Below are 24,811 nucleotides of genomic sequence, written 5' to 3' on the forward strand. Positions count from 1 at the left end.
TTTGCGTCCAAATCCCCAAATCATACTCACAGCAACACAACCAAACCTCATACCCCGTAAAGGTCGACCAATTCAGCCAACCGCCGCACCGCTGACACAGCGGACCGGTGATCCTGAGAAAAGTTCAGGCGGACGCTGCTGGCCGCAAGCGGGCTGAACTCCGTGCCCGGCGTCACCGTCACCCCGGCCTGCAGCCTCAGGAACGTCACGAAATCGGCCGGGCGCACCGAGAGCTCGGGCAGCCGCGGGAACAGATAGCTGCCGGCCTGCGGCGTGCGGACAAAGGCACCATCGATCCCGCGCAGCACCGTCAGCAGATCGTCGCGGATGGCCTGGTGCCGGCGGATGCGATCCGCCAGCCAGCCCTCGGGTTCGGCGAACCAGCCGCGCAGAACGGCCTGGCTGTAGCCCGGCGCGCGCAGGCTGACGATGGCCTGGAGCTTTTCCATCCGTGTGATGACCGCGGGCGAGCCAAAGGCGACGCCCAGGCGATACCCTGAGAGCGACTCTGTCTTCGACGGGCCCATGATGGTCACGACGTTGTCGGCGTCGATATCGGCGGCACGCAGGTGGGTGTATTCGGCACCGCTGTAGCGCAGACGCGAATAGAGCTGGTCCACGATGACGGTTACGCCATAGCGGGCCGCAAGTGCGGCGATTTGGGCGATTTCGTCGGGCGAATAGACGACGCCGGCCGGGTTGTTCGGGTTGGAGAAGAGGAAGGTGCGGGCGCCGGCTTTGAAGGCGGCTTCGAGCGCGTCGAGATCGAGCCCGGCGCCGTGATCGTCGGCGTTTACATAATCCATCTCAACGGGGATCATCTCGCCTTCGAAAAACTCGACAAGCTTGCGGTTGGCGAAATAGTCGGGCTGGACGATGGCGACCTTGTCGCCCCGGGTTACGGTGGCGGCGATGGCGAGGAACAGCGCGCCCTGCGTGCCGGGGGTGATGATCAGGCCGTCGCGGGCATCGACCGGCGCGCCTGTGAAGCCGGCAAGGCGGGGGGCGATCAGCTCGCGAATGCCGATATCGCCGCGGTATTCGGTATAGGCCTGCGATCCGCCCTGCGCGACCCCGGCTGCAAAGAGATCGAAGGCGCCGGGGGTTGGCGCGTGGGCATCAACGTCGCCGTGCGAGAAATCCACCGGACGGCCCGGGAGCGGGTCGCCGCGCATCTGTGCGGCGAGATCGCCGGTACCCTGCCGCACCTCCTGGCCGGGGGCGTTGTCGGTGGCCAGTTTGCGGAATTTCGCTTCGATCGTCATCGCAACCTCACATCCGGGGCCGGCGGGCGCCGGCGTTTGGGCGCACCCTAGAGCAAGATCGGCGGCCCGGTCATCCTGGTTTTGTCAGCCCAGCGTCACTTGGGCGTGCGGGGCTTCCGTGGCGGAGCGGTCCCCGCGGCCCTGGCCTGCTGCCGGGCGCGGTTCTTCTTGCTGGAGGGTTTGCCCACCGCAGGCTTGGGGCCACGCGGGGCGTCCGGATCGCGCCGGGGCTTTCGGGGTTTGCCGATCTCGGCTTTCGCCGGTTCGGCCGAGGCCTGAGCCCTGGCGCTGGCCTTGGCCGGCGCCGCCTTCGGCGAGGGTTTCGGTTTCTTCGGCCGCGGCGCGGGCGCATCGTTCCAGTCGATGGGCGTCGCGTCGGGCGCCGGGCGCTTGGCCTTTGCGGACGTGGGCGGACGGCGGTTCTGTTCGAAGGACGGGGCAGTGTCCAGCCGGGTGAGCGCAGCACCTTCCAGTGACATCTTCGGGCCTATGGCGTCGAGGAAACCCTCCACGGCGTCCTTGCGGATTTCGACCAACGCGGCTGTGTCCTGAATGCGGATGGCGCCGACATCTTCGCGGGAGATCTTCCCGAGCTTGCACAGCATCGGCAGGATGCGGCCCGGATCGGCGCCGGTGGCGCGCCCGCCGTCAATCGAGAACCAGACGCTGGGCCCGAATGCGGGGCGCGGCGGTGGCGGGGCGGAGGGGTCGGACAGCTCTTCGGGGGCGGAGCGGCGGTCGCGGTAGAGCCGGACATAGGCGGCGGCAAGTTGCCGGGCCGTGAACATGCCGGTCAGCTGGTCGACCGTGGCTTGGTGGGACTCTTCGATCTCGGACGTCCAGTCGGAACTGGCCATCATCCGCGCGTCGTCCTGGGCGGTGACTTCTTCGGCCGAGGGCGCCTCGGCCCATTCGGCGCGCAGCTTGGCCCAGCCGAGCAGACGCTCGGCCTTCTTGCGGGCGGCGGGCGGGACGATCAGCACGCTGACCCCCTTGCGCCCGGCGCGGCCGGTGCGCCCGGAGCGGTGCAGCAGGGTGTCCTGGTTGCTGGGTAACTCGGCGTGGATGACGAGCTCAAGGTTGGGCAGGTCGATGCCGCGCGCGGCCACATCGGTTGCAACGCAGACCCGGGCGCGGCCGTCGCGCATGGCCTGCAGGGCATGGGTGCGTTCGCTCTGGGACAGCTCTCCCGACAGCGCGACCACCGAGAAGCCGCGATTGGACAGGCGGGTGGTCAGCCGGTTCACCACGGCGCGGGTGTTGCAGAAGACGATGGCATTGGGCGCCTCGTAATAGCGCAGGACGTTGATGATCGCATTCTCGGCATCCCGGGCCGACACGTTCAGGGCGCGATAGTCGATGTCGGCATGCTGGGAGGTGCCGGAGGTGGCAGAGATGCGCACCGCGTCGGTCTGATAATTCGTGGCCAGTTTGGCGATGGCGGCGGGCACGGTGGCGGAAAACAGCAGGGTCTGACGTTCCGCGGGCGATTGGTCGAGGATGAATTCGAGGTCCTCGCGGAAGCCGAGGTCGAGCATCTCGTCGGCTTCGTCCAGCACCACGGCGCGCAGGGCGGTCAGGTCGATCGAGCCACGCATGATGTGGTCGCGCAGGCGACCCGGGGTGGCGACCACGATGTGTGCGCCGCGTTCCAGCGCGCGGCGCTCGTCGCGCATGTCCATCCCGCCGACGGTCGACGCGAGTTGCGCGCCAGCATGTTCGAAGAGCCAGGCCAGCTCGCGCTTGACCTGCAGCGCCAGTTCGCGGGTCGGTGCGATCACCAGCGCCAGCGGCGCGCCGGCGGGTTCGAAGACCTCGGCCTCGCCAAACAGGCGCGGCGCAATGGCAAGGCCGAAGCCCAGCGTCTTGCCCGAGCCGGTCTGTGCGGACACCAGCATGTCGCGGCCGGTCAGTTCCGGGTTGGAGACCGCCTCCTGAACCGACGTCAGGGTCGTATAGCCTTTGGCTTCGAGGGCCTTTGCGAGTGCCTGTTTCACGTCAGATCCACTTTTCACATGCTGGGGGTGCCGGGGCAGACGCCACGGGCCGACAAGGGCATCGCCCTATCCGGTAAGGGCGCCCGTGTATAGGGCATGCGGAACCGGCCGGCGAATTCCCGGCCGTTCCTCACGATTTCGCCGCGTCACTTCTTGCGCAGGTAAGCCCAGGAGACATAGCCGCGCAGGTTTCGCGCGCGGTCTAGCGCGACGCTGCACCAGCGGGTGCTGCCGGTCTGCTGACAGCTGTTGACCCGCAGGAGGGTGCCGTTGGGCAGACCCAACACCACCTTGTAGCCGACCCCGGGGCCAGATCGCATCTTGAGCATGTCGTCGCCCTCGACGCCGAAAACCTCGAACCGGCCGAGCGAGCCGGCGGCCGCCGGTGCGGCGGCTACCGGCCCCAGAACCATTGCCGCCAGAGCGGCGAAGAGCGCCTTGCGCATCGGTTTCTCCTGCGTGGTATCCTGGCCGCCGTTCTAATCGAGCGGCCGGGGGAAGGGAACCGGATCCGGGCGCTTGGGGGTGCGTTCAGGACGTCTGGTCGTCCAGCGCGGCGTCGGGCGCGTTCTTCTTGACCGACTCGATGCCGTTGTCGCGCGCCGAGGTGCTGGAATAGGTTTCGCTGGTGCCGATCACCTGGCCATTTGTGGCCTTCAGGTTGAACATCGGCTTGCCCGAGGAGCTGTCCTTGCGCTCATAGCGCTCGTCCGTGGGGGCGTTCTTGCGCACGGACTCGATGCCGTTCATCGCGCTGGCCTTCTGCTTGTAGCTTTCGCTGGCAAGGATGACCTCGCCATTGCCGGCCTTCAGGCGGAAGCGGAATTCGCCCGCCTTGTCGGTGTAGAGTTCGAATTTGCCTGCCATTCGCGATTTCCTCCGAGAGTTACTTGCCAATGGCCGCGATTTGACGAAAAGCCGCGCGGTTTGGCAAGCCATGCATTTTTCTGCGCGGCAGTGGCGTTGCCGGTTTGGGAGAGGGCAGGACGCGTCATAAAACTGTTACAATTTCTGCTTGTGAAACCTGCCGCTGCCCGTCTAGCTTCGCCGGAGGGAGGATTCAAAAATGAAAATCACGACACTTCTGTCCGGTGCCGCGCTGGCGTTCGGACTGGCCTTTGGCACTTCGGCGGCGGCACAGGACTGCCCGCGCGGCGATCTGGACAAGCGGTTCTGCGACGCGGATGGCGATCTGCTGGCCGATACACCGACCGATCCGGCGCAGCAGATCGACCCCGACGAACTGATCTTTGCCTATACCCCGGTCGAGGATCCGGCCGTCTACAAGACCGCCTGGTCCGATTTCCTGACCCATATGGAAAAGGCGACGGGCAAGAAGGTGATCTTTTTCCCGGTGCAGAACAACGCTGCGCAGATCGAGGCGATGCGCTCGGGCCGGTTGCATATCGCGGGGTTCAATACCGGGTCGAACCCGCTGGCGGTGAATTGCGCGGGCTTCAACCCCTTCACCATCATGGCCTCGAAGGACGGCAATTTCGGATATGAGATGGAGATCATCACCTATCCGGGTTCGGGCATCGAGAAGATGGAAGACCTGAAGGGCAAGAAGATCGCATTTACCGCACCGACCTCGAATTCGGGCTTCAAGGCGCCATCGGCGATCCTGAAGGCGGATTACGGTCTGGAGGCGGAGCGCGATTTCGAGCCGGTGTTCTCGGGCAAGCACGACAACTCGATCCTGGGCGTGGCCAACAAGGATTACGAGGCGGCGGCGATCGCCAATTCGGTCATGGCGCGGATGATCGAGCGGGATGTGATCAAGGCAGATCAGGTCAAGACGATCTACACGTCGCAGACCTTCCCGACCACCGGTTTCGGCGTGGTCTACAACCTCAAGCCCGAGCTCAAGGACAAGATCCGCGACGCGTTCTTCAGCTTTGAATGGGAAGGGTCGAGCCTGCAGAAGGAGTTCGAGAAATCGAACGAGGGTCAGTTCCTGCCGATGACCTACAAGGAATTCTGGGAAGTGATCCGCAAGATCGACGCGGCAAATGGCGTCAGCTACGCCTGCGAATGATCTCTGGCGGGGCGGCTGCGGCCGCCCCGACCCACATAAAACAACAAGAACAGGGATATGCGGATGCTGCGGCTGGAAAAGCTGGTCAAGACCTATCGCACCGGCGATCAGGCGCTGAAGGCGGTCGATCTGGTGGTGCCGGAAGGCCAGGTGCTGGCGTTGATCGGGCCGTCGGGAGCGGGGAAATCGACCCTGATCCGCTGTATCAACCGGCTGGTCGAGCCGACGAGCGGCAAGGTTTGGCTGGGCGATACCGAACTGACCCACCTGTCGTCCGGCGCGCTGCGGCGCGAACGGCGGCAAATGGGGATGATCTTCCAGGAGTATGCGCTGGTCGAACGGCTGACCGTAATGGAGAACGTGCTGTCGGGGCGGCTGGGCTATGTCGGCTTCTGGCGGTCGCTGACGCGGAAATTTCCCCAGTCGGACGTGGACGAGGCCTTTCGTCTGCTGGATCGTGTGGGGCTGCTGGCGATGGCCGACAAGCGCGCGGACGAGCTGTCGGGCGGGCAGCGCCAGCGGGTAGGCATCTGCAGGGCGCTGATCCAGAACCCCAAGCTGTTGCTGGTGGACGAACCGACGGCCTCGCTTGATCCCAAGACCAGCCGGCAGATCATGCGGCTGATCTGCGAGCTTTGCGCCGAGCGGGGGCTGGCGGCGATCATCAATATCCATGACGTGGCGTTGGCGCAGATGTTCGTGCAGCGCGTGATCGGCCTGCGCTTTGGTGCCGTCGAATTCGACGGGCCGCCCGATGCGCTGACACCGGACGTTCTGACCCGCATCTATGGCGAGGAGGACTGGGAGGCGACGATCCGCAAGGTCGAGGACGAAGACGCCGAGGCCGCGGAATGACCGAACTGGAAACGCTGGTCGGCCGCCCCTGGCGCAAGCCGCCCCTCATCCAGCGCGCCTGGCTGCGCTGGGTGCTGCTGGCGGGGTTTGTCGCCTATCTGGTGGCGGCCTATCTGACCATCGAGGTCAATTGGTCGCGGGTCTACGAGGGGCTGGAGCGGGGCAAGCAGTTCGTGCTCGCCTTCATGAGCCCGGATTTCAGCCAGCGCGCGGGAGATATCTGGGATGGGATGATGGAGAGCATCATCATCACCGTTGCCTCGACCGTGGTGGGCATCGCCATTTCGATCCCCATTGCGCTGGGTGCGGCGCGCAACGTGGCGCCGCTGCCGGTCTATCTGGTCTGCCGGGCGATCATCGCGGTCAGCCGGGCGCTGCAAGAAATCATCGTGGCGATCCTGCTGGTGGCGATCTTCGGGTTCGGACCGCTGGCCGGATTTCTGACGCTGAGCTTTGCAACCATCGGTTTCCTGGCCAAGCTTCTGGCCGAGGATATCGAGAGCATGGACCCTTCGCAGGGCGAGGCGATCCGCGCGACCGGGGCGCGCTGGGTACAGTGGATCAACTACGGGGTGCAGCCGCAGGTGATGCCGCGCCTGATCGGCCTGTCGATGTACCGACTGGACATCAACTTTCGCGAAAGCGCGATCCTGGGACTGGTCGGGGCCGGAGGGATCGGTGCGACCCTGAACACCGCCTTTGACCGTTATGAATACGACACCGCGGCGGCGATCCTGATCCTGATCATCGTGATCGTCATGGCGCTTGAATATCTGTCGGGCGTGATCCGGGCGAGGGTGCAATAATGCCGGTGAACGACAGGAACGGAGTGAAGGTCTGGCAGCGGCGCACCTCGCGCGAGAGCCTGCTGCTCTGGTGCGGCTGGCTGATCGGGGTGGCGGCCTTTGTCTGGTGCTGGCAGCAGATATCCGAGGCGACGACCTGGTTCTTCGTCTTCGATGCGCCGAATATCGCGGGCGATATCTGGCGCAGGGCGACCCCGCCCAAGTGGGAATACATCACCAAGCTTGGCAAGCCGATCTGGGATACGCTCAACATCGCCACTCTGGGGACGCTGATCTCGCTGGTCCTGGCGGTGCCGGTGGCGTTTCTCGCGGCGCGCAACACCACGCCGTCGGCCCTGTTCGTGCGGCCCATCGCCCTGCTGATCATCGTTTCGACCCGGTCGATCAACTCGCTGATCTGGGCGCTGCTGCTCATCGCGATCATCGGGCCGGGCGTGTTTGCCGGGGTAGTCGCCATCGCGATCCGGTCGATCGGCTTCTGCGCCAAGCTGCTGTATGAGGCCATCGAGGAGATCGACGCGACCCAGGTCGAGGCGATCACCGCGACGGGGGCAAGCCGATGGCAGGTGATGGTTTATGGTATCGTGCCGCAAATCCTGCCGGCTTTCGCCGGTATCGCGGTGTTCCGCTGGGATATCAACATCCGTGAATCGACCGTGCTGGGGCTGGTCGGCGCCGGGGGCATCGGATTGCAGCTGTCGTCCTCGCTGAACGTGCTGGCCTGGCCGCAGGTCTCGCTGATCCTGCTGGTGATCCTGTTTGCGGTGGTGATCTCGGAATGGGTCTCGGCGAAGGTGCGGGGCGCGATCATTTGAAGCTGGAACCGGCTTTTGCCGCCTATGAGGGCGTGCGCCATCGCCTGCCGGCGGGCGGCCGGTCCGGAGCCTGCGAGGCGCTTCCGGATCTCGACGCGCTGGCGGACCGGATGGATGTCTTCCTGCTGGACGCCTTCGGAGTGCTGAACATCGGCGAGACGGCGATCCCGGGGGTGCCCGAGCGCATCGCCGGATTGCAGGCGGCAGGCAAGCGCGTGCTCGTGGTGTCGAATGCGGCCGGCTATCCCCATGCCACGCTGATGGAGAAATACATCCGGCTGGGTTACGACTTCGCGCCCGAGGATGTGATCACCAGCCGCAAGGCGCTGCTGGCCGGGCTGCGCGATCGCGGGGCGCAGCGCTGGGGCGTGATGGCCACCGAGTCGCTGGGGCGCGGCGATCTGGAGGGGCTGGACCTGACCTATCTGGCCGAGGATCGCGCCGCCTATGATGCTGCCGAGGGGTTCCTGATGATCGGTGCTGCGGTCTGGACCGAGGCGCGGCAGGCCTTGCTGGTCGAGACGCTGAAGGCCAACCCGCGGCCCGTGCTGGTGGGCAATCCCGATATCGTTGCTCCGCGCGAGACCGGGTTCAGCGCCGAACCGGGCCATTTCGCGCATCGGCTGGCGGATGAGACCGGCGTCGCGCCGGAATTCTTCGGCAAGCCCTTCGGTAATATCTTCGACCTGGCCTTCGCTCGTCTGGGCGAGGTCGACAAGGACCGCACGGTGATGGTCGGCGACAGCCTGCACACCGATATTCTGGGCGGGGAGACGGCGGGTGTCCGCACGGCCCTCATTGCGGGTTGGGGGTTCTTCGCAGGGGGAGACGCGGGCGCCGCGATCCGCGCTGCTGGAATTTATCCGGATTACATCCTGAATCGGCCCTGAGCGCCATTGCATCCTGAGACCAGCGGGCGCATATTCACTTTCAACAAATTGAATATGTATTCGGCGGTCGTCTTATCGGGCCGCTGACGCCGCCCTGATTTGAAAAGGAGTGCCGCGATGTTGCGTCTTGCCGCGATTGCCCTGAGCGTTCTGGTCTGTGCCACCCCGGTTCTGGCTGAAGAGGCCGGCACGGTGCAACGCGTCACCCTGACCAGCTGGAAGTCGGTCTTTGGCCGGATCGAGGCGCGCGAACGTATCCCGGCGCGCGCCCGGCTGGGCGGGACGTTGACGCAGATCACTGTGGCAGAGGGGTCAAAGGTGGAGGCCGGGCAGACCATCGGCGTGGTGACCGACGAGAAGCTGGACCTGCAGCTGGGCGCGATTGACGCGCAGCTTAGGGCGCTGGGATCGCAGCTGGAGAACGCGAAGACGGAGTTGCAGCGTGGCGAGAGCCTGCTGGAGCGGGGCGTGACCACCGCGCAGCGCCTGGATCAACTCCGCACCGAAGTACGGGTTCTGGAAGGCCAGATCGACGCGACGCAGGCCGACCGGGACGTTCTGGTGCAGCGCGAGGCGGAGGGCACGGTGATCGCGCCGATTGCCGGTACGGTGCTGGACGTGCCGGTGACCTCGGGCTCGGTGGTGCTGGGCGGAGATGTCGTCGCGCAGATTGGGGGCGGCGGGTTCTTTCTGCGGCTGGCGATCCCCGAGCGCCATGCGGCGACGCTAACAGAGGGCGCCGAGATCCGGGTGGGCGAGGATCGGAAAGGCAGGTTGGCCAAGATCTATCCCCTGATCGAGAATGGACGGGTGATCGCCGATGTCGAGGTCGAGGGGCTGCCGACCGATTTTGTCGATGCGCGGGTGCCGGTGCGCCTGCCGGTGGGAACGACCGAAGCGCTGGTGGTGCCGGAAGGTGCGGTACAGAGCCGGATGGGGCTGGATTTCGTGACCGTCGCAGCGGCGGACGGCACGCCGCGCGAGCGCGCGGTGGTTCTGGGCCAGCGGCACGAACTCGATGGGGCGCAGGTGGTCGAGGTGCTGTCGGGGCTGACCGAGGGCGACAGGCTGGTGCGCCATGAATGAGCTTCCGGAAAAGCTGGGGCTGGCCGGCGGGCTGACCCGCGCCTTCATCCGTTCGGCGCTGACGCCGCTGATGATCCTGGCCGCGCTGGCCGTGGGGCTGGTGGCCCTGATCAGCCTGCCGCGCGAGGAGGAGCCGCAGATCTCGGTGCCGCTGGTCGATATCCACATCCAGGCACCGGGCCTCAGGGCCGAGGACGCGGTGAAGCTGGTGACCGAGCCCATGGAAGCCATCGTCAAGGGCATCGGCGGAGTCGAGCACGTCTATTCGCAGACGCGCGACGACTACGCGATGGTGACGGCGCGCTTTGTCGTCGGCACCTCGGCCGATGCGGCGATCCTGCGGGTGCACGACAAGATCCGTGCGAACTTTGACCGCATCCCGGTGGGCATCGCCGAACCACTGATCGTCGGGCGGGGTATCGACGATGTGGCCATCGTGGCGCTGACCTTCTCACCCGCCGAAGGGGCGGAGGCGAGCGCCAACGACCTCACCCGGATCGCGCGCGAGGTGCAGGTCGATCTGTCCAAGATCGCCGATGTCGGGCTGACCTATATCGTCGGTGCGGCCGAGGAGGCGATCCGGGTCGAACCGGACCCGGAACGGCTGGCGCTTTATGGCGTGACGCTGCAGCAGCTGGCGGGAAAGATCGAGAGCGCGAACAAGACCTTCTCGACCGGGACGGTGCGGGACGGCGGCGGGCAGATCGGACTGGTGGCTGGCGAGACGTTGCAGGGCGCAAACGAGATCGGCAACCTGCTGCTGACCACGCGCGACAACCGTCCCGTCTATGTGCGCGACGTGGCGACGGTGCGCTTTGTGCCCGACACCTCGGACAGCCTTGTCGCCCATGTGACCCGCGGTCCCGAAGGAGTGAACCGGGTGCCGGCGGTGACGCTGGCGGTGGCCAAGCGCGGCGGGGCCAATGCGGTGACGGTGGCCGAAAAAGTCCTGCACAGGGTCGAAATGCTGGAGGGCCGGATGATTCCGGACAGCGTGCATGTGACCGTGACTCGCGACTATGGCGAGACCGCCAACGAGAAGGCGAACGAGCTGCTGTTCCACCTTGGGCTGGCGACGGTTTCCATCGTTGGGCTGGTGCTGTTGGCCATCGGCTGGAGGGAATCCATCGTGGTGGCGGTGGTGATCCCCGTGACGATCCTGCTCACGCTCTTCGCGGCCTGGATCATGGGCTATACGCTGAACCGCGTCTCTCTATTCGCGCTGATCTTCTCCATCGGGATCCTGGTGGATGACGCCATCGTGGTGATCGAGAACATCGCCCGACACTGGGCGATGCCCGACGGTGCGAGCCGGACGGCCAAGGCGATCCGCGCCGTGGCCGAAGTAGGCAACCCGACCATCGTGGCGACGCTGACGGTGGTGGCGGCGCTGTTGCCGATGCTCTTCGTCTCGGGACTGATGGGGCCCTACATGAGCCCGATCCCGGCGGTGGCCTCGGCGGCGATGGTCTTTTCCTTCTTCGTCGCGGTGATCATCACGCCCTGGCTGATGACACGCATCGCCGGCAATGCGCCGACGCATGGTGGCGAGGATGCCCACGGCGGCGGGCGGCTGGGCCGGATCTATGCCGCCGTGGCGCGGCCGATCCTGGCGACGAAGGGGCGCAGTCTGACCTTCCTGCTGGTCACGGTGGCGCTGAGCTTCGGCTCGCTCGGGCTGCTTTACACCAAGGACGTGACGGTCAAGCTGCTGCCCTTCGACAACAAGTCGGAGCTGGCGGTGGTGATCGACCTGCCCGAGGGCGCCTCGGTTGAGGCAACGGACCGGGTGGCGCAGGACGTGGCGGCGGCAGTGTTGCAGGTGCCCGAGGTGATGTCGGTGCAGACCCATGCGGGTGACGCGGCGCCGTTCAACTTCAACGGGCTGGTGCGCCATTACTATCTGCGAGCCGAGCCGAACCTGGGCGACGTGCAGATCAACTTGACGCCCAAGGGCGAACGCGATCGCACCAGCCATGACATCGCGCTGGAGATCCGGGCGCTGGTAGCCAGGGTGGCAGTGCCCGAAGGGACGAGCCTGAAGACCGTCGAACCGCCGCCGGGGCCGCCGGTGATTGCGACCCTGCTGGCCGAGGTCTATGGCCCCGACGCCGAAACGCGGCGGGCGGCGGCGACCCAGGTGCGCGCGGCCTTCGAAAAGGTGCCTTTCGTGGTCGATACCGATGACGGCTTCGGCGTGCAGGCGCGGCGGCTTCGGGCGACGATCTCGACCGATCAGCTCGAGTTCTTCGGGGTCGAGGAGTCGGACGTCTTCACCACGCTGGCGGTGCTGAACCAGGGCAAGACGGTGGGGTATTCGCACCGTGGCGGAGGGCGCTATCCCATTCCCATCGTCATGGCGCGCGACAAGTCCGATCGGGTGGTGGACGAACGGTTCCTGTCCACTCCGATCCCGGCGAACGTGCTGCCGGGCGCGCGCGGGGTGGTTGAACTGGGCGATGTGGTGAGCGTGGCCGAGGAACAGGCGTCTTTTCCGATCTTCCGCCACAACGGCCGCGCGGCCGAGATGGTGATGGCCGAGCTGGCCGGCGATTTCGAGGCGCCGCTTTACGGGATGCTGGCGGTGGCGGACGAGATCGACAAGATGGACTGGCCCGAGGGCATGAAACCCACGATCAAGCTGGCCGGGCAGCCCGAGGACGAGTCGGGCGTGACGCTGCTGTGGGATGGCGAATGGGAGGTGACGGTGATCACCTTCCGCGACATGGGCGCGGCCTTCGCCGTGGCGCTGCTTGGGATCTACATCCTGGTGGTGGCGCAGTTCGGGTCGTTCAAGCTGCCGCTGGTGATCCTGACGCCGATTCCGCTGACCTTCCTGGGCATCATGGCCGGGCACTGGCTGTTCAGCGCGCCCTTCTCGGCGCCTTCGATGATCGGGTTCATCGCGCTGGCGGGGATCATCGTGCGCAACTCGATCCTGCTGGTGGATTTCATCCGCCACACCGACCCTGCCGGGCGCAGCCAGGTGGATATCCTGATCGAGGCCGGGGCGATCCGGTTCAAGCCGATCCTGCTGACGGCTGTGGCGGCGATGATCGGGGCAGTGGTGATTCTGGCCGACCCGATCTTTCAGGGGCTGGCGATCTCGCTGCTGTTCGGGTTGCTCAGTTCCACCCTGCTGACAGTGCTGGTGATCCCGGCCATCTACCGGGGGTTCCGTGGATAAAGGCTGACCTTTGGTCAACGCGCGTTCTGGTTGTGCTGGACGCGCGTTGGCGGGCGTGCGTAAGTTAGCGCTGTCAACGATATTTCCGTGCCATTGCCCGCCCGCGAGAGGACAGCCATGCCCGACAAGAATCTTACCCCGAAGCAGATTGCCTTTCTCGAGAAATACGTCGGTATTCCCAAACTCATCGGTCGGAGCAAGGCCAAGTCCCTGCGTGAGCAATACGAGGTAGAGTTCGATCGATTCAACATCCGCAGAGCCTGGGTGTCCGAGCGAATCGATACCATCGCCGACAAGGATGTGGTCGGGCGGCTGAAACAGGAACTCGGCAAGGCCGAAAACATCATTATGGCCGGCGGCAAGACTCCGGATTTCGATGGCGGCCACCGGCATCTGGTTCTCGTCGATCAGGTCATCGACAAGCAGAAGAAGATCCTCGAATTGCGCGCCCGGCTGGCGGTGGTCCAGCCGATGGCGGAAACCGCGCTGACCGGGGTCAAGCTGGACAAATACGACGAGATTTCCATGCTCTGGGCCTATGCCAACGATAAGGCCGATGCCGGGATCCGCGCGCTGAACATGGATCAGATGAATTCGGCCATGGCCGCGCTTGCCAAACTGCCCGAGGTGATCGCGGCAGCGGTGCCGGCGGCACCGCTCGATCTGTCGGGGGTCAAGGATGGCGCGCAGGCGGTGATGCAGGCAAAGACGGCGCAGTCCAAGGCGCTGGCCGACCTGCTGGCCGCCGAAGGCCGGCTGACCCAGACCGAGGCCGCGCTGACGACCGGGTTCGACAAGAGCGTGCCGGCGGTACTCGTCCAGAAGATCGGCGAGACCCGCACCCTGATCGACGGGGTTCCCAAGGTGGACGGATCGAAGACGGGCGGCGATCTGGCGGCCGAGGCGCAGGCGATCCAGGCTCACGCCGATACGGTGCTGAAGGCGGCCGGGGAGGCGGTGACCAAGCTGAACGAACTGGATGCCGCGGCCAAGACGCCGCTGGCGGAATTCGCGCAGTGGAAGGCAGATCTGGCCGCCTTCCAGCCCAAGTTCGACACGCTGAATCGCCATCCGGGAAAGGGCTTCGTCAAGGTCGCGCCGGATGTGACGGCAATCACCACCGCCTTCACCGCCGCCAAGGCCAAGCTGACGACCTGGGACTTTGCCGGGGCCATCGCCGAGCTTGCGCCGCTGCCGGCGCTGGTTCAGGCGGCAATCGAGAAGGCCGACGCATTTGCCAAGCTGCGCACGATTGCGAAGCAGCGCAGCGACTCGGTCAAGAACCTGCCCGATCCGACGACACTCGCGCACAATCAGGCCAAGAATGCGATACAGGCGGCGAAGGATCTGGATGCCGAAGCCAGCCGCGAATTTGTGGCTGGTGACATTCCGAAGTGCACCGCCGTGCTCGACAAGATTCCGCCGGCGGTGGAGACCGCCGAGAAGCTGGCGTCGCTGTCGCAGGATTACACATCGCGCTACACCAATTACGGGAACGCCCTGACCGCCTGCGAGACCAAGGTCAAGGCGATCAACGATGTGGCAATCGTGACCACGCTGAGCGCGGCGATCAAGAAGGCGCGGGACTACTGGACTGCGAACGCCTGTGCCGCCGACGGCGACCTGACCGCGGCGATGCAGAAGCTGACCGGCTTTTGGGGCGCCACGACGAGCCTGACAGCGCAGGTGGCCGATGCCGAGGCCTATCTGGCGGCGTTGAAGGACTTCAAGGGGCGCCTCAAGGCCGTGGCCGACCGGGACGGTGACAACGGTCGCGTGGCCATCGAGGAATACTACCTGCGCCTGCAGGCGGACGAGACCTTTGCCCGCGACAAGGCCGCGCGTGGCGACTGGGCCTTTGCCGCCAAGGTGTTGAAAGCCAGCGAGGGCAAGCCGCAGACCGATGCAATTGCGCTGGCGGATTTGGCCAAGGACTTCATCAAGCGCAAGAAGGACCTGAACGACAAGATCGCGGTGCTGCGCAAGCTGCCGAACGCCGACAAGGCGGAGTCCGCTGTTGCGCGCGTTGCCGAACTGGTGGCAAGCGCGACCGACACGGCGGTGACCGCCAAGAACTGGGCGGGCGGGTTAAGCACCATCGCTGCCGCCGAGAAACAGGCGCAGCTGGCGGAAACCTTGATCACCGACGCGACCGACATTGCCTCGGCCAAGGACGACAGTGCCTATGAGGGCGTGACCGATGGGCCGGGTGTCGAAAAGGCCTTTGCCAACTTCCAGGCGGTTCATGGCAAGGTTCTGTCCAAAGACGACGGCACCTTCGCGGCCAGGCTGGGTACCATCCTGCAGACCGCGACCACCGCGAAGGCGCTGCCCGATCCCACCAAGGCGGCCGAGGGCATCAAGGCCGCGCTGGCCGAAGCTGAGGCGGTATTCGAAGAGATCGCGCTGAAACGTGGCTATGCCGACCGGCTGGCTCTGGTCAAAGCGGCGCATACCGGCACATTGCCGGGCAAGAATACGGACGATTGCATCAAACCCGAGATCGACGACATCGGCACGGCGATCACCGAGGCAGAGACGCTGGCCAAGGCTCCGACGCTGGATTTCCGGGGTGCCGACGCCAAGCTGACGGCGGCTTTGGCGACCATCCGCAAGGCCGAGGTGAATGCAGCAGCCTATGCCCGGCTGAAGCCCAACCGCACCAAGATCGCGACCCTGCGGACGTTCCTGGAGGATCCGACGCGCAAGGACGGTGTGGACAAGGAGATCGACCGGCTGAAGGACATCCAGAAAGCGATTGCGGATGCGATCACCGCCCGCGACTTTGCCACCGCCGAGGCCAAGGCCAAGGAAGGCGCGGGCCTGGATGCGGGCTATCGCGTGATTGCGGCGGATTACATCACCGCGAAGGCCGAGATCAAACGCTTCATCACCGACAACCTGAAGTTCATCACTGGTTCTCCGGCTTGCGCAGACGAACTGGCCAAGGTGCAGGCCATGGCCGTCGAAGCGCAGGCGCTGATGGATGCGCGCGCCTACAAAGCCGCGGCGGCCTATGCGGGCAATGCCTCGCAGGTGGTGGTGAAGGGGTATTACATCAAGGAGGCTTTCGCCGTCTGGCAGCCGAGCAAGACGGCCGGAGATGCGGCCTACAAGGGCGTCCACACGCGCAACTCGGGCGGGATCACGGCCATCGAGGCGCTGGTCGACCGGATGGACAGCGAATACACCAAGGCCAATGCGGCGGCGGACGAGCGCAACTTCAAGACGGCCAAGGCCTGGATGGACAAGGTCATTGCGACCGCGCTGCTGATCGAGCCGTTCCTGGCGACCATGGAGGATTGCAAGAAAGTCCGCGACGAGGCCGGACAGGCCATGGCCGATATCGGCAAGCTGGCCAACCAGACGGCCATCGAACCGCTGGTCGCGCGGCTCAAGGGCAAGCGGCAGAACGCCATCGACCTGTTCAATGCGGGAACCTTTCCAACCGCCAAGACCATGTTCACCGAGATCAAGGCGGATTGCCAGATCGCCCTGGATGCCGCGAAAAAGCATGCGGAATACCTCGTTCTGAACGAAGAGGTGAAATCGCTCGCGGGGACCGACACGCAGGGTCTGCGCGAGGCAGTGGACAAGGCCAAGACGCATGTGGCCGAGCTGCGCGCGCTGCCCGAGGGGCTCTATGTCATGGCCGATGTGATCGCGGCCGAGACGGCGATCAAGGCGGCCGAGGCGGCGCTGGGCGGCGGCAGCACCGACGATACGGCCAAGACGAAAGTGACCGAGGCAATGGACGCCTGCGCGCGGGGCCGGGTCAACATCGGGTATTACACCCAGATCGTCGGCTCGGCCAACTATGCGCGTCAGCATGTGTCGGACTTCCTGACCAACCATTCGGCCGCGGATTTCGTGAAGGCCGACATGGAGGCGCTGCGCGCCAAGGTCGATGCGACGATCCTGACGCTGCGGGGCGATCCGTCGACGCGCGGGGCGGCGCAGACCGCCATCGAAGAGGTGATGGCCGAGTTCCACCGCCTGCGCGGCATCGCAGACGCGCGCAAGGTTTATTTGCCACTGCGCGACAAGGTGTCGAACGACATCCTGTCGATGGAGCGCGACGACGCCCGCTATGCCATCACCGACCAGATCGCCGCGGTGAAGACGCAACTTGAAACCGCTGATACGGCCTCGGACGCGCGCGATCACGCCCGGGCGATGCGGGTGATCGGTCAGGCGCGGGCCGATCAGTTGGACGCGCTTATGAAGGCGAAGATGAGCCGCGGCGCGGTGCCGGCGGCGAACGAGATCAAGGCGATCATGGAAGGGCCGGACGGCATCGAGCGGTTCGACGCGATTGTCGAGTCGCTCGACCCCACGGCACAGCGCACCGTTCTGCGCGCCGCCTTCGAGGCGCGCTATGGCTGCAAGCTGAACATCTTCAAGGACAAGTCGCACGAGACCGCCTTCGAGACCTGGTCGAAGGCCAACCCCAATGCCACGGAGACCCAGCGGAACAACAAGCGCGACCAGTTGCGGGCGGCAAATGTGTCGAACGATCTGGGCAAGAAGGGGCCGAACATCAAACGTTTCTACGAGGCAATGGAAGACCTGCCCGAGAGCGCGACACTGGACAATGACTCGATGATCCAGTTCTCGACCCTCGAGGGCCCCTCGGATAGTTCGGATTACCACCCGACCTACAAGGAAGTCACGATGCGCGAGGGCAACGCGACCGACAGCGGGTACTACGGGGTGGCGCTGCCGCACGAGCTGGAACAGATCGATCCGGGCTGCGAACTCGATCCGGGCGAAGAGATGACCTATTTCGCCTGGAACACGCTGCACGAGGTCGGCCATGCCGTCGACGACCGGGCGAGCTATATGGACCGCAACGGAAAGACGCTGGCCGGCTGGGAGAACTATGGCGGCAATGTGCTGCCCGCCGCGACGGCGATTGCCAAGAAGCTGGATTTCGATGCGGGCTATGTCGCGGCGATCATGAGCGGCGACAGCAACGCCGCGGTGCCGGAGCCGGCAGGTTGCGACGCCGAGGAATGGGAGCGCCGCCGCGCCGGGGTGGCCATCTGGGTCGACCGGATCCGACACAAGAAGGACCCCTGGCAGACCGCCAGCGCGGCGAAGGCGGGCGAGATCGACGGGATCGTCTATCAGGAGAGCTATGACGGCACCTGGACCAGCTATCCGATTGCGCAGCGGTCGAAAGGCGTCAGCGGATACCAGTTCCGCGCGCCGGGCGAGTGGTTCGCCGAACTCTATGCCGCCTATCACAGCGGCAAGATGAAGACGAGCCACCCGGCTTATGGCTGGATCAAGGACCTCTGACGCCCCGAAGGAGGCTGAACAATGTCACTTTTTTCCCAAATGAACGTGCAATGCCCGAGTTGCGGGGCCACGCAGAACATCGCCGCCGTGGGCAGCGTCAATGCCGACCGGCGGCCCGACCTGCGGGCGGCGATCCTGGACGATACCTTCCAGATGATGGCCTGCGAGGATTGCGGCACCGAGTTCAGGCTCGAGCCGCTTTTCAACTATCTCGAGGTGGAGAAGGGCCTGTGGATTGCCGCCATGCCCGGACGCGACATGCCGGATTTCCTGGAGGTCGAGGACCGGATGTCGGCGGTGTTCGACACCTCTTACGGATCGGGCGCCCCGGCGGCGGCAAAGGCAATCGGGCAGGACTTGAAGCCCCGCGTGACCTTCGGCTGGCCGGCGGTCAAGGAAAAGCTGGTGATCGACGGCCTGGGGCTGGACGACATCAAGGTCGAGATGCTGAAGATGGAACTGATGCGCCGCCTGCCCGAGGTTCCGCTGGCGCCGGGAACCGAGCTGCGCTTGACGGGCGGCGGCGACGCCGCGCTGAACTTTGCCTGGATCGAGACGGTTGGCGAAACCGCCGAGCAGAGCTTTTCAGTGGACCGGATGCTCTATGACGAGGTGGCCGGCAACGAGGCGGGCTGGGCCAAAATACGGGCGCGGCTGACCAACGGCCCCTTCGTCGACATGCAGAAGCTTTACATGGGCGAGGGGCGGGCCGCCTAGCGCGCCAGCTGTTCCGCGCGACTCCAGAGGCCGTCTGGCACCGCGACCGGGTCGCTGAACTGGCGCGGCTGGTCGGCGCCGAGCGTCAGCAGCCGGGCGACCAGTTCGGGGGCGTCGGCCGGGCTGACCAGCCGATGAAGTGCGGTTTTAGCTTCCGCCTCTGGCAGACCGGTGTCGGCGGGGAGATTGCGCGGGTCGGTTTCGAACTGGCGGGCGACGCCGCCGGCACCATCAGGCAATGACACGGCCAGCCTGCGCGTGCCGGCATCGGCCAGCGCCAGACCGATCATTCCGGCCCGCGCGATCTGGGCCGTAAAAAAACCCGGCATCGTGGCGGTGGCTGCGTCGCGGACCAAAATCAGCGCGGCGCCGGTCTGGCGGGCGTGCTCTACCGCCTGGGGCAGGCCGCGCGCGAAGGCGGGAGTCGAGAAGCCCCCGCAGGCATCTGCGACAATCGTGTCGCCGTGGGGCTGCGTCACCTTCGGTTCGGCATGACCGTTGATCCGGCCCGCGTCGAGATCGGCGCAGACGACCTCCAGCCGACTGAGACCGTAAGCCGGGGCGCCGGTCGCCTCGGCCTCGACCACGGCGCGGGCCACCTGATCGGCGACCCATTCGGCCGCGCCATGCTTCATCAGCGCGGTGCGGGTGACATGAGAGAGCTGATCGAGGGTGACAAGCGTCACGATTCCAGTCGTCCCGCGTTCAGGCGCAGCACCCGGTCCATCCGTGCAGCGAGGTCGAGGTTGTGCGTGGCAATGAGGGCGGCCATGCTGGTGGTGCGCACGAGGGTCATCAGCGCGGCGAAGACCTGATCGGCGGTCTCGGGGTCGAGGTTGCCAGTCGGCTCGTCCGCGAGCAGCAGGCGGGGACGGTTGGCCATGGCGCGGCAGAAGGCGACACGCTGCTGCTCGCCGCCCGACAGCGCGGCGGGGCGGTGGGTGGCGCGGGGCGCAACACCGACGAGGGTCAGAAGTTCACTCGCCCGCGCCTCGGCAGTAGCGCGCGGGATGCCGTTGGCGAGCTGGGGGAGGATGATGTTCTCGGCGGCGGTGAACTCGGGCAGCAGGTGGTGGAACTGGTAGACAAAGCCAACCTCCTGGCGGCGCACGGCGGTGCGGCGCGCCTCGGGCTGGCCGGTCATGTCCTGCCCGCCGATGGCGACGGTGCCGCTGTCGGGCGTATCGAGCAGGCCGGCGATATGCAGCAAGGTGGACTTGCCGGCGCCCGAGGGCGCGACGAGCGCCACGGCCTCGCCCGCCGTCAAGGTCAGGTCGATGCCATGGAGTACCCGCACCTCGCCCGGCGTGCCGGGGTTGTAGGTCTTGACGATGTTGTCCAGGTGCAGCGCCGGATCATTCATACCGCAGCGCCTCGACCGGGTTCAGCCGCGCGGCGCGGCGGGCGGGGAAGATGGTGACGATGAAGGACAGGCCCAGCGAAAGACCCACCGCCTTGAGCACATCGGTCAGGTGCAGTTCGGCGGGCAGGGCATAGATGCCCCGGATCGAAGGATCCCAGACCCCGCCGCCCATCGCGTAGTTCACGAAAGAGAAGATAGGGTCGATGTAAATGGCGAAAAGACAGCCGAGGATGAGGCCGAACAGCGTGCCGATGATGCCGGTGAAGGCACCGCAGATGAAGAAGACCCGCAGCACCGAGCCTTCGGACAGGCCGATGGTGCGCAGGATGCCGATGTCGCGGCCCTTGTTCTTGACCAGCATGATGAGGCCCGAGACGATGTTCATGGTGGCGATCAGCACGAGGATCGACAGGATCACGAACATCACGTTGTCCTCGACCTCGAGCGCGCGCAGGAAGCCGCCCTGGCTGTCCTTCCAGGACCAGAGCAGGGCCTTGTCGCCGGCCGCCTTGAGCAGCGGAAGGGTCAGCTGTTCGGGATGTTCGGGGTCAGCGATGCGCACTTCCAACTCGTCCGCCACGCCTTCGCGGTTGAAATAGGACTGCGCCTCGGCGAAGGGCATGTAGACGCGGGTGCGGTCGATGTCATAGCGGCCGGCGGTGAAGATATAGACCACGTCGTAGGCGTTGACGCGCGGGCTGGTGCCCATGGCAGTCTTCAGCCCCTCGGGTGAGATCAGCTTGATCCGGTCGCCCACAGAAATTCCAAGCGCGCGTGCGATGCCCGAGCCGATGGCGATGCCTTTCGGGAAATCGGAAAGCGATCCGGCGGAATCTTCAGGGGTGGCGATGCCGGGCAGGCCGGCAAGATCCTCGGGCGCGATGCCCATGACCTCGACTCCGCTGTTCTGGCCGCGGAAGCTGGCAAGGACCTGACCGCGCACCAGCGGCGCGACATGGGTCACGCCGGGGACCGCGCGCAGACGGCCGGCCATTTCGTCATAGTCCGGGATCGTGCGATCAATCGCGCCGAGCGGATTCACATCCCCCGCCGTATAGATCGTGATATGGGCATTCGCGCCCAGAACGGTGCTGACGAATTCCGACCGGAATCCCGACCGCACGGCGAGTGTGGCGATGAGAGCAAACACCGCCAGCGTAATGCCGATCAGGCTGATCCAGGTCATCACGCTGACCCCGCCTTCGGCCCGGCGCGCCCGCAGATAGCGCCAGGCGATCATCCATTCGAATGGCGCGAAAGGCGGGGGCGTGACGGCCATGACTGCTCCGGTTGCGGGGTCGGCGGACAGTGCGACGGGCAGCCGCTGGCGTCAAGGCGCAGTCGGGAAGGGAAGCGGAGGCGAGAGAGGAACGTAAACTCAGTCGGTGAGGGGATGCAGCGGCGTGTTGTCAGCCTGAATCTGGGCGGTCTGCTGATCCGTGCGAACCTCTTCCAGGAGACCGTTGTCGTCAAACACCAGGATTGCCCCTTCGGGAATCACGCCGGTGCCCGCAAGGCTGCGCGAGGGGAGGCCGAAGTCATCTGTCGGCATGGCCAGAGACAATGTGGCGGCTGCCGCGATGGCAGCGGTGGCGAGCATTCCGATGGCGTGTTGCGGGCGGGTCATGGCAGTTCTCCCTATGCGCGATATTCTGCCAGCTAAACGCAAAGAATCGCCTAAAGTTCCGCCCTTATGTGACGCGGGAGATCCTGCGAGAGGGTTAGCCGCTCCTCCTCGGAAAGAAAGGCGCCGATTTCGACTTCGCGGCCGTTGCCGCTGAGGGTGACGTAATTGGGCACCGGGCCGCCCTTGGCATGAAGGGTGACGCGGGCCCAGTAGCGGTTGCAGTCCCATTCCTGCGTCAGTCCGCGGGGGCCGGTGCGGACCAACCGCGCGGTGTCGGCGTCAAGGGTAAGCACTTCGAGGATGCGGGCGCTTTCCCGGTTGCGGTGGATGGCATACCAGATACCGCCCACCGCCATCGCGAGAAAGGGCAGCAGCGCCCAGAGCAGGACCGAGCCGAGCAGGGCGAAAAGTGGCAGCGAGATCATTGCCGCCGTCACGCCGATGAACAGCACGAAGCCACGGGGAGGCAGCGACTGGTGCGGCCAGAGCGTCAGCGTCTGGCCGTTTCCGGTGTCGGAGGAGGTCCATTCATAGGGCATCGGGGGGCAACTCGCGTCGGAGGACTCTGCGGTGAAGGGCGATCGCCAAGAGGACGAGCAGTATGAGGGCGGAGACAGCGGCCGCACAGGCACCGGCCTGGCCGAGCCGCGTTATCATGGTCATGTACGGAGGGTAGTCGACATAGCGGCGCGGGACGAGTGCGTCGGCCAGCGCCGGGCGAAGAAGGGCCAGGGCCAGAAAGATGTGCCAGAGCCAGAAGTGCAGCGCGACCGCCCAACCCGGCCTCAGAACAAGCCAGACGGCTGCGAGGGCATGCAGGCAGCAGATGACCAGGGTCACGCCGCCGCGCGCGACGTTGTTGAAACCGAATCCGGGCAGTGTGAAAATGACGCCTTCGGGGCTTTGCCAAATGCTGACGACCGGCGCATCGGCCAGCTGCGACACACCCACGGCCCCGAGGACCAGAGACGCTGCAAGAAAGCGAACTGTCCACTTCCAGCGGTCCGGGGCTCCGAAGGCTGCGCGCGCTGTCCACCATGCCGCAAAGGGCATGGCCATCCATCCGACTGCTTTCGCGATGATCCACGTCACCTGTCAGCGCCTCAAAAAGGAAAGGGGCCCCGGCTTGCGCCGGAGCCCCCTTTTCTCGACCGGCCCGGCGCTTAGTGCGCGTGGCCCTTGTCCCAGTCGCTCTGCTTGGCGAGGATCTCGAACGTATGTTCCGGCGGCGGGCTGGGGAGGGTCCATTCCAGCGTGTCGGCATATTCGTTCCAGGGGTTTGCCTCGGTCACCCGTGCGCCGCGGGTGAGGGTGTAGAAAATGATCCCGATGAAGAACAGGAACGAGGCGAAGGACAGGAAGGCACCCATGCTCGACCAGTGGTTCCAGTAGGCAAAGGCCTCGGGATAGTCGATGTAGCGGCGCGGCATCCCCTCGCGGCCCAGGAAGTGCTGCGGGAAGAAGGTCAGGTTGGCGCCGATGAACATCATCCAGAAGTGCAGCTTGCCAGCCCATTCGGGATACATCCGGCCCGACATCTTGGGCAGGTAGAAATACATGCCGGCGAAGATGGCGAAGACGGCGCCAAGGCTCATCACGTAGTGGAAGTGCGCCACGACATAGTAGGTGTCGTGATAGTAGCGGTCGATGGCGGCCTGGCTCAGGACGATGCCGGTGACGCCGCCCACGGTGAACAGGAACAGGAAGCCGAAGGCCCAGAGCATCGGAGTACGGAACTCGATGGATCCGCCCCACATGGTGGCGATCCAGCTGAACACCTTCACGCCGGTGGGGACCGCGATGACCATGGTGGCCAGCATGAAGTAGGCCTGCTGGTTCAGCGTCATGCCGACGGTATACATGTGGTGCGCCCAGACGACGAAGCCCAGCGCGCCGATGGCGATCATCGCCCAGACCATCGGCAGATAGCCGAAAACCGGTTTCTTCGAGAAGGTCGCGATGACGTGCGAGATGATACCGAAGCCCGGCACGATGATGATGTAGACCTCGGGGTGACCGAAGAACCACAGGATGTGCTGGTACAGGATCGGGTCGCCGCCGCCGGCGGGATCGAAGAAGGTGAAGCCGAAGTTGCGGTCCATCAGCAGCATGGTGATCGCGCCGGCCAGAACGGGCAGCGACAGCAGAATCAGCCAGGCGGTGACAAAGATCGACCAGGCGAACAGCGGCACCTTGAACAGGGTCATGCCCGGGGTGCGCATGTTCAGGAAAGTGGTGATCATGTTGATCGCGCCAAGGATCGACGACGCACCCGAGAGGTGGACGGCGAAGATGGCGAGGTCCATCGACATCCCGCCCTCTTTCACGGACAGCGGCGGATAGAGAACCCAGCCCACGCCCGAACCAAGCTGGCCGTCGCCGCCGGGTGCGAGCACCGAGCAGACCGCCATCGAGGTGCCGGCGACATACATCCAGTAGCTGAGGTTGTTCATCCGCGGGAAGGCCATGTCCGGCGCGCCGATCTGCAACGGCATGAAATAGTTGCCGAAACCGCCAAACAGCGCGGGAATGACCACGAAGAACATCATCAGGATGCCGTGGGCGGTGACCAGAACGTTCCAAAGGTGGCCGTTGGGCGAACAGGCAGCAGTGGAGTCAGCGATCAGACGCGCGCCTTCGAGGCACATGTACTGGACGCCCGGGTTCATCAGCTCGAGCCGCATGTAGACGGTGAAGGCGACCGAAACGAGGCCGACCGCCGCTGCGGTGAAGAGATAGAGAATCCCGATGTCCTTGTGGTTCGTGGACATGAACCAGCGGGTGAAGAATCCGCGGTGATCCTCATGCCCGTGACCATGAATGGCTGCGTCCGCCATAAGGCACCTCCTGATAAAGCCTTA

Annotated in this window: 20 protein-coding genes; 9 read left to right on the forward strand and 11 right to left on the reverse strand. The window is 65.3% G+C overall.

The window, feature by feature from the left end; genetic code table 11:
- Positions 1-47: 47 nt before the first annotated feature.
- From ACFO5X_RS13440 to ACFO5X_RS13455, 4 genes are all read right to left on the reverse strand, one after another.
- Positions 48-1,265 carry a pyridoxal phosphate-dependent aminotransferase gene (locus ACFO5X_RS13440; RefSeq protein WP_380717991.1) on the reverse strand — a complete coding sequence of 406 codons (1,218 nt, stop codon included), beginning with the start codon at positions 1,263-1,265 and terminating at the stop codon, positions 48-50.
- A 95-nt stretch (positions 1,266-1,360) separates the two neighbouring features.
- A complete protein-coding gene (locus ACFO5X_RS13445; protein WP_380717992.1) occupies positions 1,361-3,262 on the reverse strand; it encodes a DEAD/DEAH box helicase in 1,902 nt (633 codons plus the stop codon).
- A 146-nt stretch (positions 3,263-3,408) separates the two neighbouring features.
- Complete coding sequence (locus ACFO5X_RS13450) at positions 3,409-3,708, reverse strand: SH3 domain-containing protein (protein WP_380717993.1); 300 nt, start codon at positions 3,706-3,708, stop codon at positions 3,409-3,411.
- Positions 3,709-3,793: 85 nt separating this feature from the next.
- On the reverse strand, positions 3,794-4,129 hold the full coding sequence (locus tag ACFO5X_RS13455; protein WP_380717994.1) for a YegP family protein: 336 nt from the start codon (positions 4,127-4,129) through the stop codon (positions 3,794-3,796).
- Positions 4,130-4,328: 199 nt separating this feature from the next.
- Here ACFO5X_RS13455 and phnD point away from each other — a divergent pair, with 199 nt between their 5' ends.
- The 9 genes from phnD (at position 4,329) to ACFO5X_RS13500 (ending at position 18,960) form a co-directional block, all read left to right on the forward strand.
- Complete coding sequence (phnD, locus tag ACFO5X_RS13460; RefSeq protein ID WP_380717995.1) at positions 4,329-5,300, forward strand: phosphate/phosphite/phosphonate ABC transporter substrate-binding protein; 972 nt, start codon at positions 4,329-4,331, stop codon at positions 5,298-5,300.
- Positions 5,301-5,363: 63 nt separating this feature from the next.
- Entirely contained in the window at positions 5,364-6,155 is a 792-nt protein-coding gene (gene phnC, locus ACFO5X_RS13465; RefSeq protein ID WP_380717996.1) for a phosphonate ABC transporter ATP-binding protein, read from the forward strand.
- Positions 6,152-6,961 carry a phosphonate ABC transporter, permease protein PhnE gene (gene phnE / locus ACFO5X_RS13470; RefSeq protein WP_380717997.1) on the forward strand — a complete coding sequence of 270 codons (810 nt, stop codon included), beginning with the start codon at positions 6,152-6,154 and terminating at the stop codon, positions 6,959-6,961. The genes phnC and phnE (ACFO5X_RS13470) overlap by 4 nt, the downstream gene beginning before the upstream one ends.
- Entirely contained in the window at positions 6,961-7,776 is an 816-nt protein-coding gene (gene phnE, locus ACFO5X_RS13475) for a phosphonate ABC transporter, permease protein PhnE (RefSeq protein WP_380717998.1), read from the forward strand. Before phnE (ACFO5X_RS13470) ends, phnE (ACFO5X_RS13475) begins: the two co-directional genes overlap by 1 nt.
- On the forward strand, positions 7,740-8,666 hold the full coding sequence (locus ACFO5X_RS13480; RefSeq protein WP_380717999.1) for an HAD-IIA family hydrolase: 927 nt from the start codon (positions 7,740-7,742) through the stop codon (positions 8,664-8,666). The genes phnE (ACFO5X_RS13475) and ACFO5X_RS13480 overlap by 37 nt, the downstream gene beginning before the upstream one ends.
- 117 nt (positions 8,667-8,783) lie before the next feature.
- Complete coding sequence (locus ACFO5X_RS13485; RefSeq protein ID WP_380718000.1) at positions 8,784-9,752, forward strand: efflux RND transporter periplasmic adaptor subunit; 969 nt, start codon at positions 8,784-8,786, stop codon at positions 9,750-9,752.
- Positions 9,745-12,939: an efflux RND transporter permease subunit gene (locus tag ACFO5X_RS13490; RefSeq protein WP_380718001.1), complete on the forward strand. Its 3,195-nt coding sequence runs from the start codon at positions 9,745-9,747 to the stop codon at positions 12,937-12,939. Before ACFO5X_RS13485 ends, ACFO5X_RS13490 begins: the two co-directional genes overlap by 8 nt.
- A gap of 117 nt (positions 12,940-13,056) precedes the next feature.
- On the forward strand, positions 13,057-18,243 hold the full coding sequence (locus ACFO5X_RS13495) for a hypothetical protein (protein WP_380718002.1): 5,187 nt from the start codon (positions 13,057-13,059) through the stop codon (positions 18,241-18,243).
- Positions 18,244-18,264: 21 nt separating this feature from the next.
- On the forward strand, positions 18,265-18,960 hold the full coding sequence (locus tag ACFO5X_RS13500) for a CpXC domain-containing protein (RefSeq protein ID WP_380718003.1): 696 nt from the start codon (positions 18,265-18,267) through the stop codon (positions 18,958-18,960).
- On the opposite strand, the gene ACFO5X_RS13505 is transcribed toward ACFO5X_RS13500, so the two are convergent.
- The 7 genes from ACFO5X_RS13505 to ACFO5X_RS13535 all read right to left on the reverse strand — a co-directional run bounded on the left by ACFO5X_RS13505 (position 18,957) and on the right by ACFO5X_RS13535 (position 24,787).
- Positions 18,957-19,646, reverse strand: a complete 690-nt coding sequence (locus ACFO5X_RS13505) for an Ldh family oxidoreductase (protein WP_380718004.1) — start codon at positions 19,644-19,646, stop codon at positions 18,957-18,959. The two genes, ACFO5X_RS13500 and ACFO5X_RS13505, sit on opposite strands and share 4 nt — an antisense overlap.
- Positions 19,643-20,323, reverse strand: a complete 681-nt coding sequence (locus ACFO5X_RS13510) for an ABC transporter ATP-binding protein (RefSeq protein WP_380718005.1) — start codon at positions 20,321-20,323, stop codon at positions 19,643-19,645. Before ACFO5X_RS13510 ends, ACFO5X_RS13505 begins: the two co-directional genes overlap by 4 nt.
- The gene (locus tag ACFO5X_RS13515) at positions 20,316-21,602 is read right to left on the reverse strand and encodes a lipoprotein-releasing ABC transporter permease subunit (protein ID WP_380718006.1); all 1,287 of its coding nucleotides are present in this window, start codon (positions 21,600-21,602) and stop codon (positions 20,316-20,318) included. The genes ACFO5X_RS13510 and ACFO5X_RS13515 overlap by 8 nt, the downstream gene beginning before the upstream one ends.
- A gap of 99 nt (positions 21,603-21,701) precedes the next feature.
- On the reverse strand, positions 21,702-21,950 hold the full coding sequence (locus tag ACFO5X_RS13520) for a hypothetical protein (protein ID WP_380718007.1): 249 nt from the start codon (positions 21,948-21,950) through the stop codon (positions 21,702-21,704).
- A 50-nt stretch (positions 21,951-22,000) separates the two neighbouring features.
- Positions 22,001-22,489 carry a DUF2244 domain-containing protein gene (locus tag ACFO5X_RS13525; protein ID WP_380718009.1) on the reverse strand — a complete coding sequence of 163 codons (489 nt, stop codon included), beginning with the start codon at positions 22,487-22,489 and terminating at the stop codon, positions 22,001-22,003.
- Positions 22,479-23,042, reverse strand: a complete 564-nt coding sequence (locus ACFO5X_RS13530) for a hypothetical protein (RefSeq protein ID WP_380718010.1) — start codon at positions 23,040-23,042, stop codon at positions 22,479-22,481. The genes ACFO5X_RS13525 and ACFO5X_RS13530 overlap by 11 nt, the downstream gene beginning before the upstream one ends.
- 71 nt (positions 23,043-23,113) lie before the next feature.
- A complete protein-coding gene (locus tag ACFO5X_RS13535) occupies positions 23,114-24,787 on the reverse strand; it encodes a cytochrome c oxidase subunit I (RefSeq protein ID WP_380718011.1) in 1,674 nt (557 codons plus the stop codon).
- Positions 24,788-24,811 lie beyond the last annotated feature (24 nt).

Origin of the sequence: Seohaeicola nanhaiensis (genome assembly GCF_042654245.1) — a bacterium.
Lineage (GTDB): Bacteria > Pseudomonadota > Alphaproteobacteria > Rhodobacterales > Rhodobacteraceae > Seohaeicola_A > Seohaeicola_A nanhaiensis.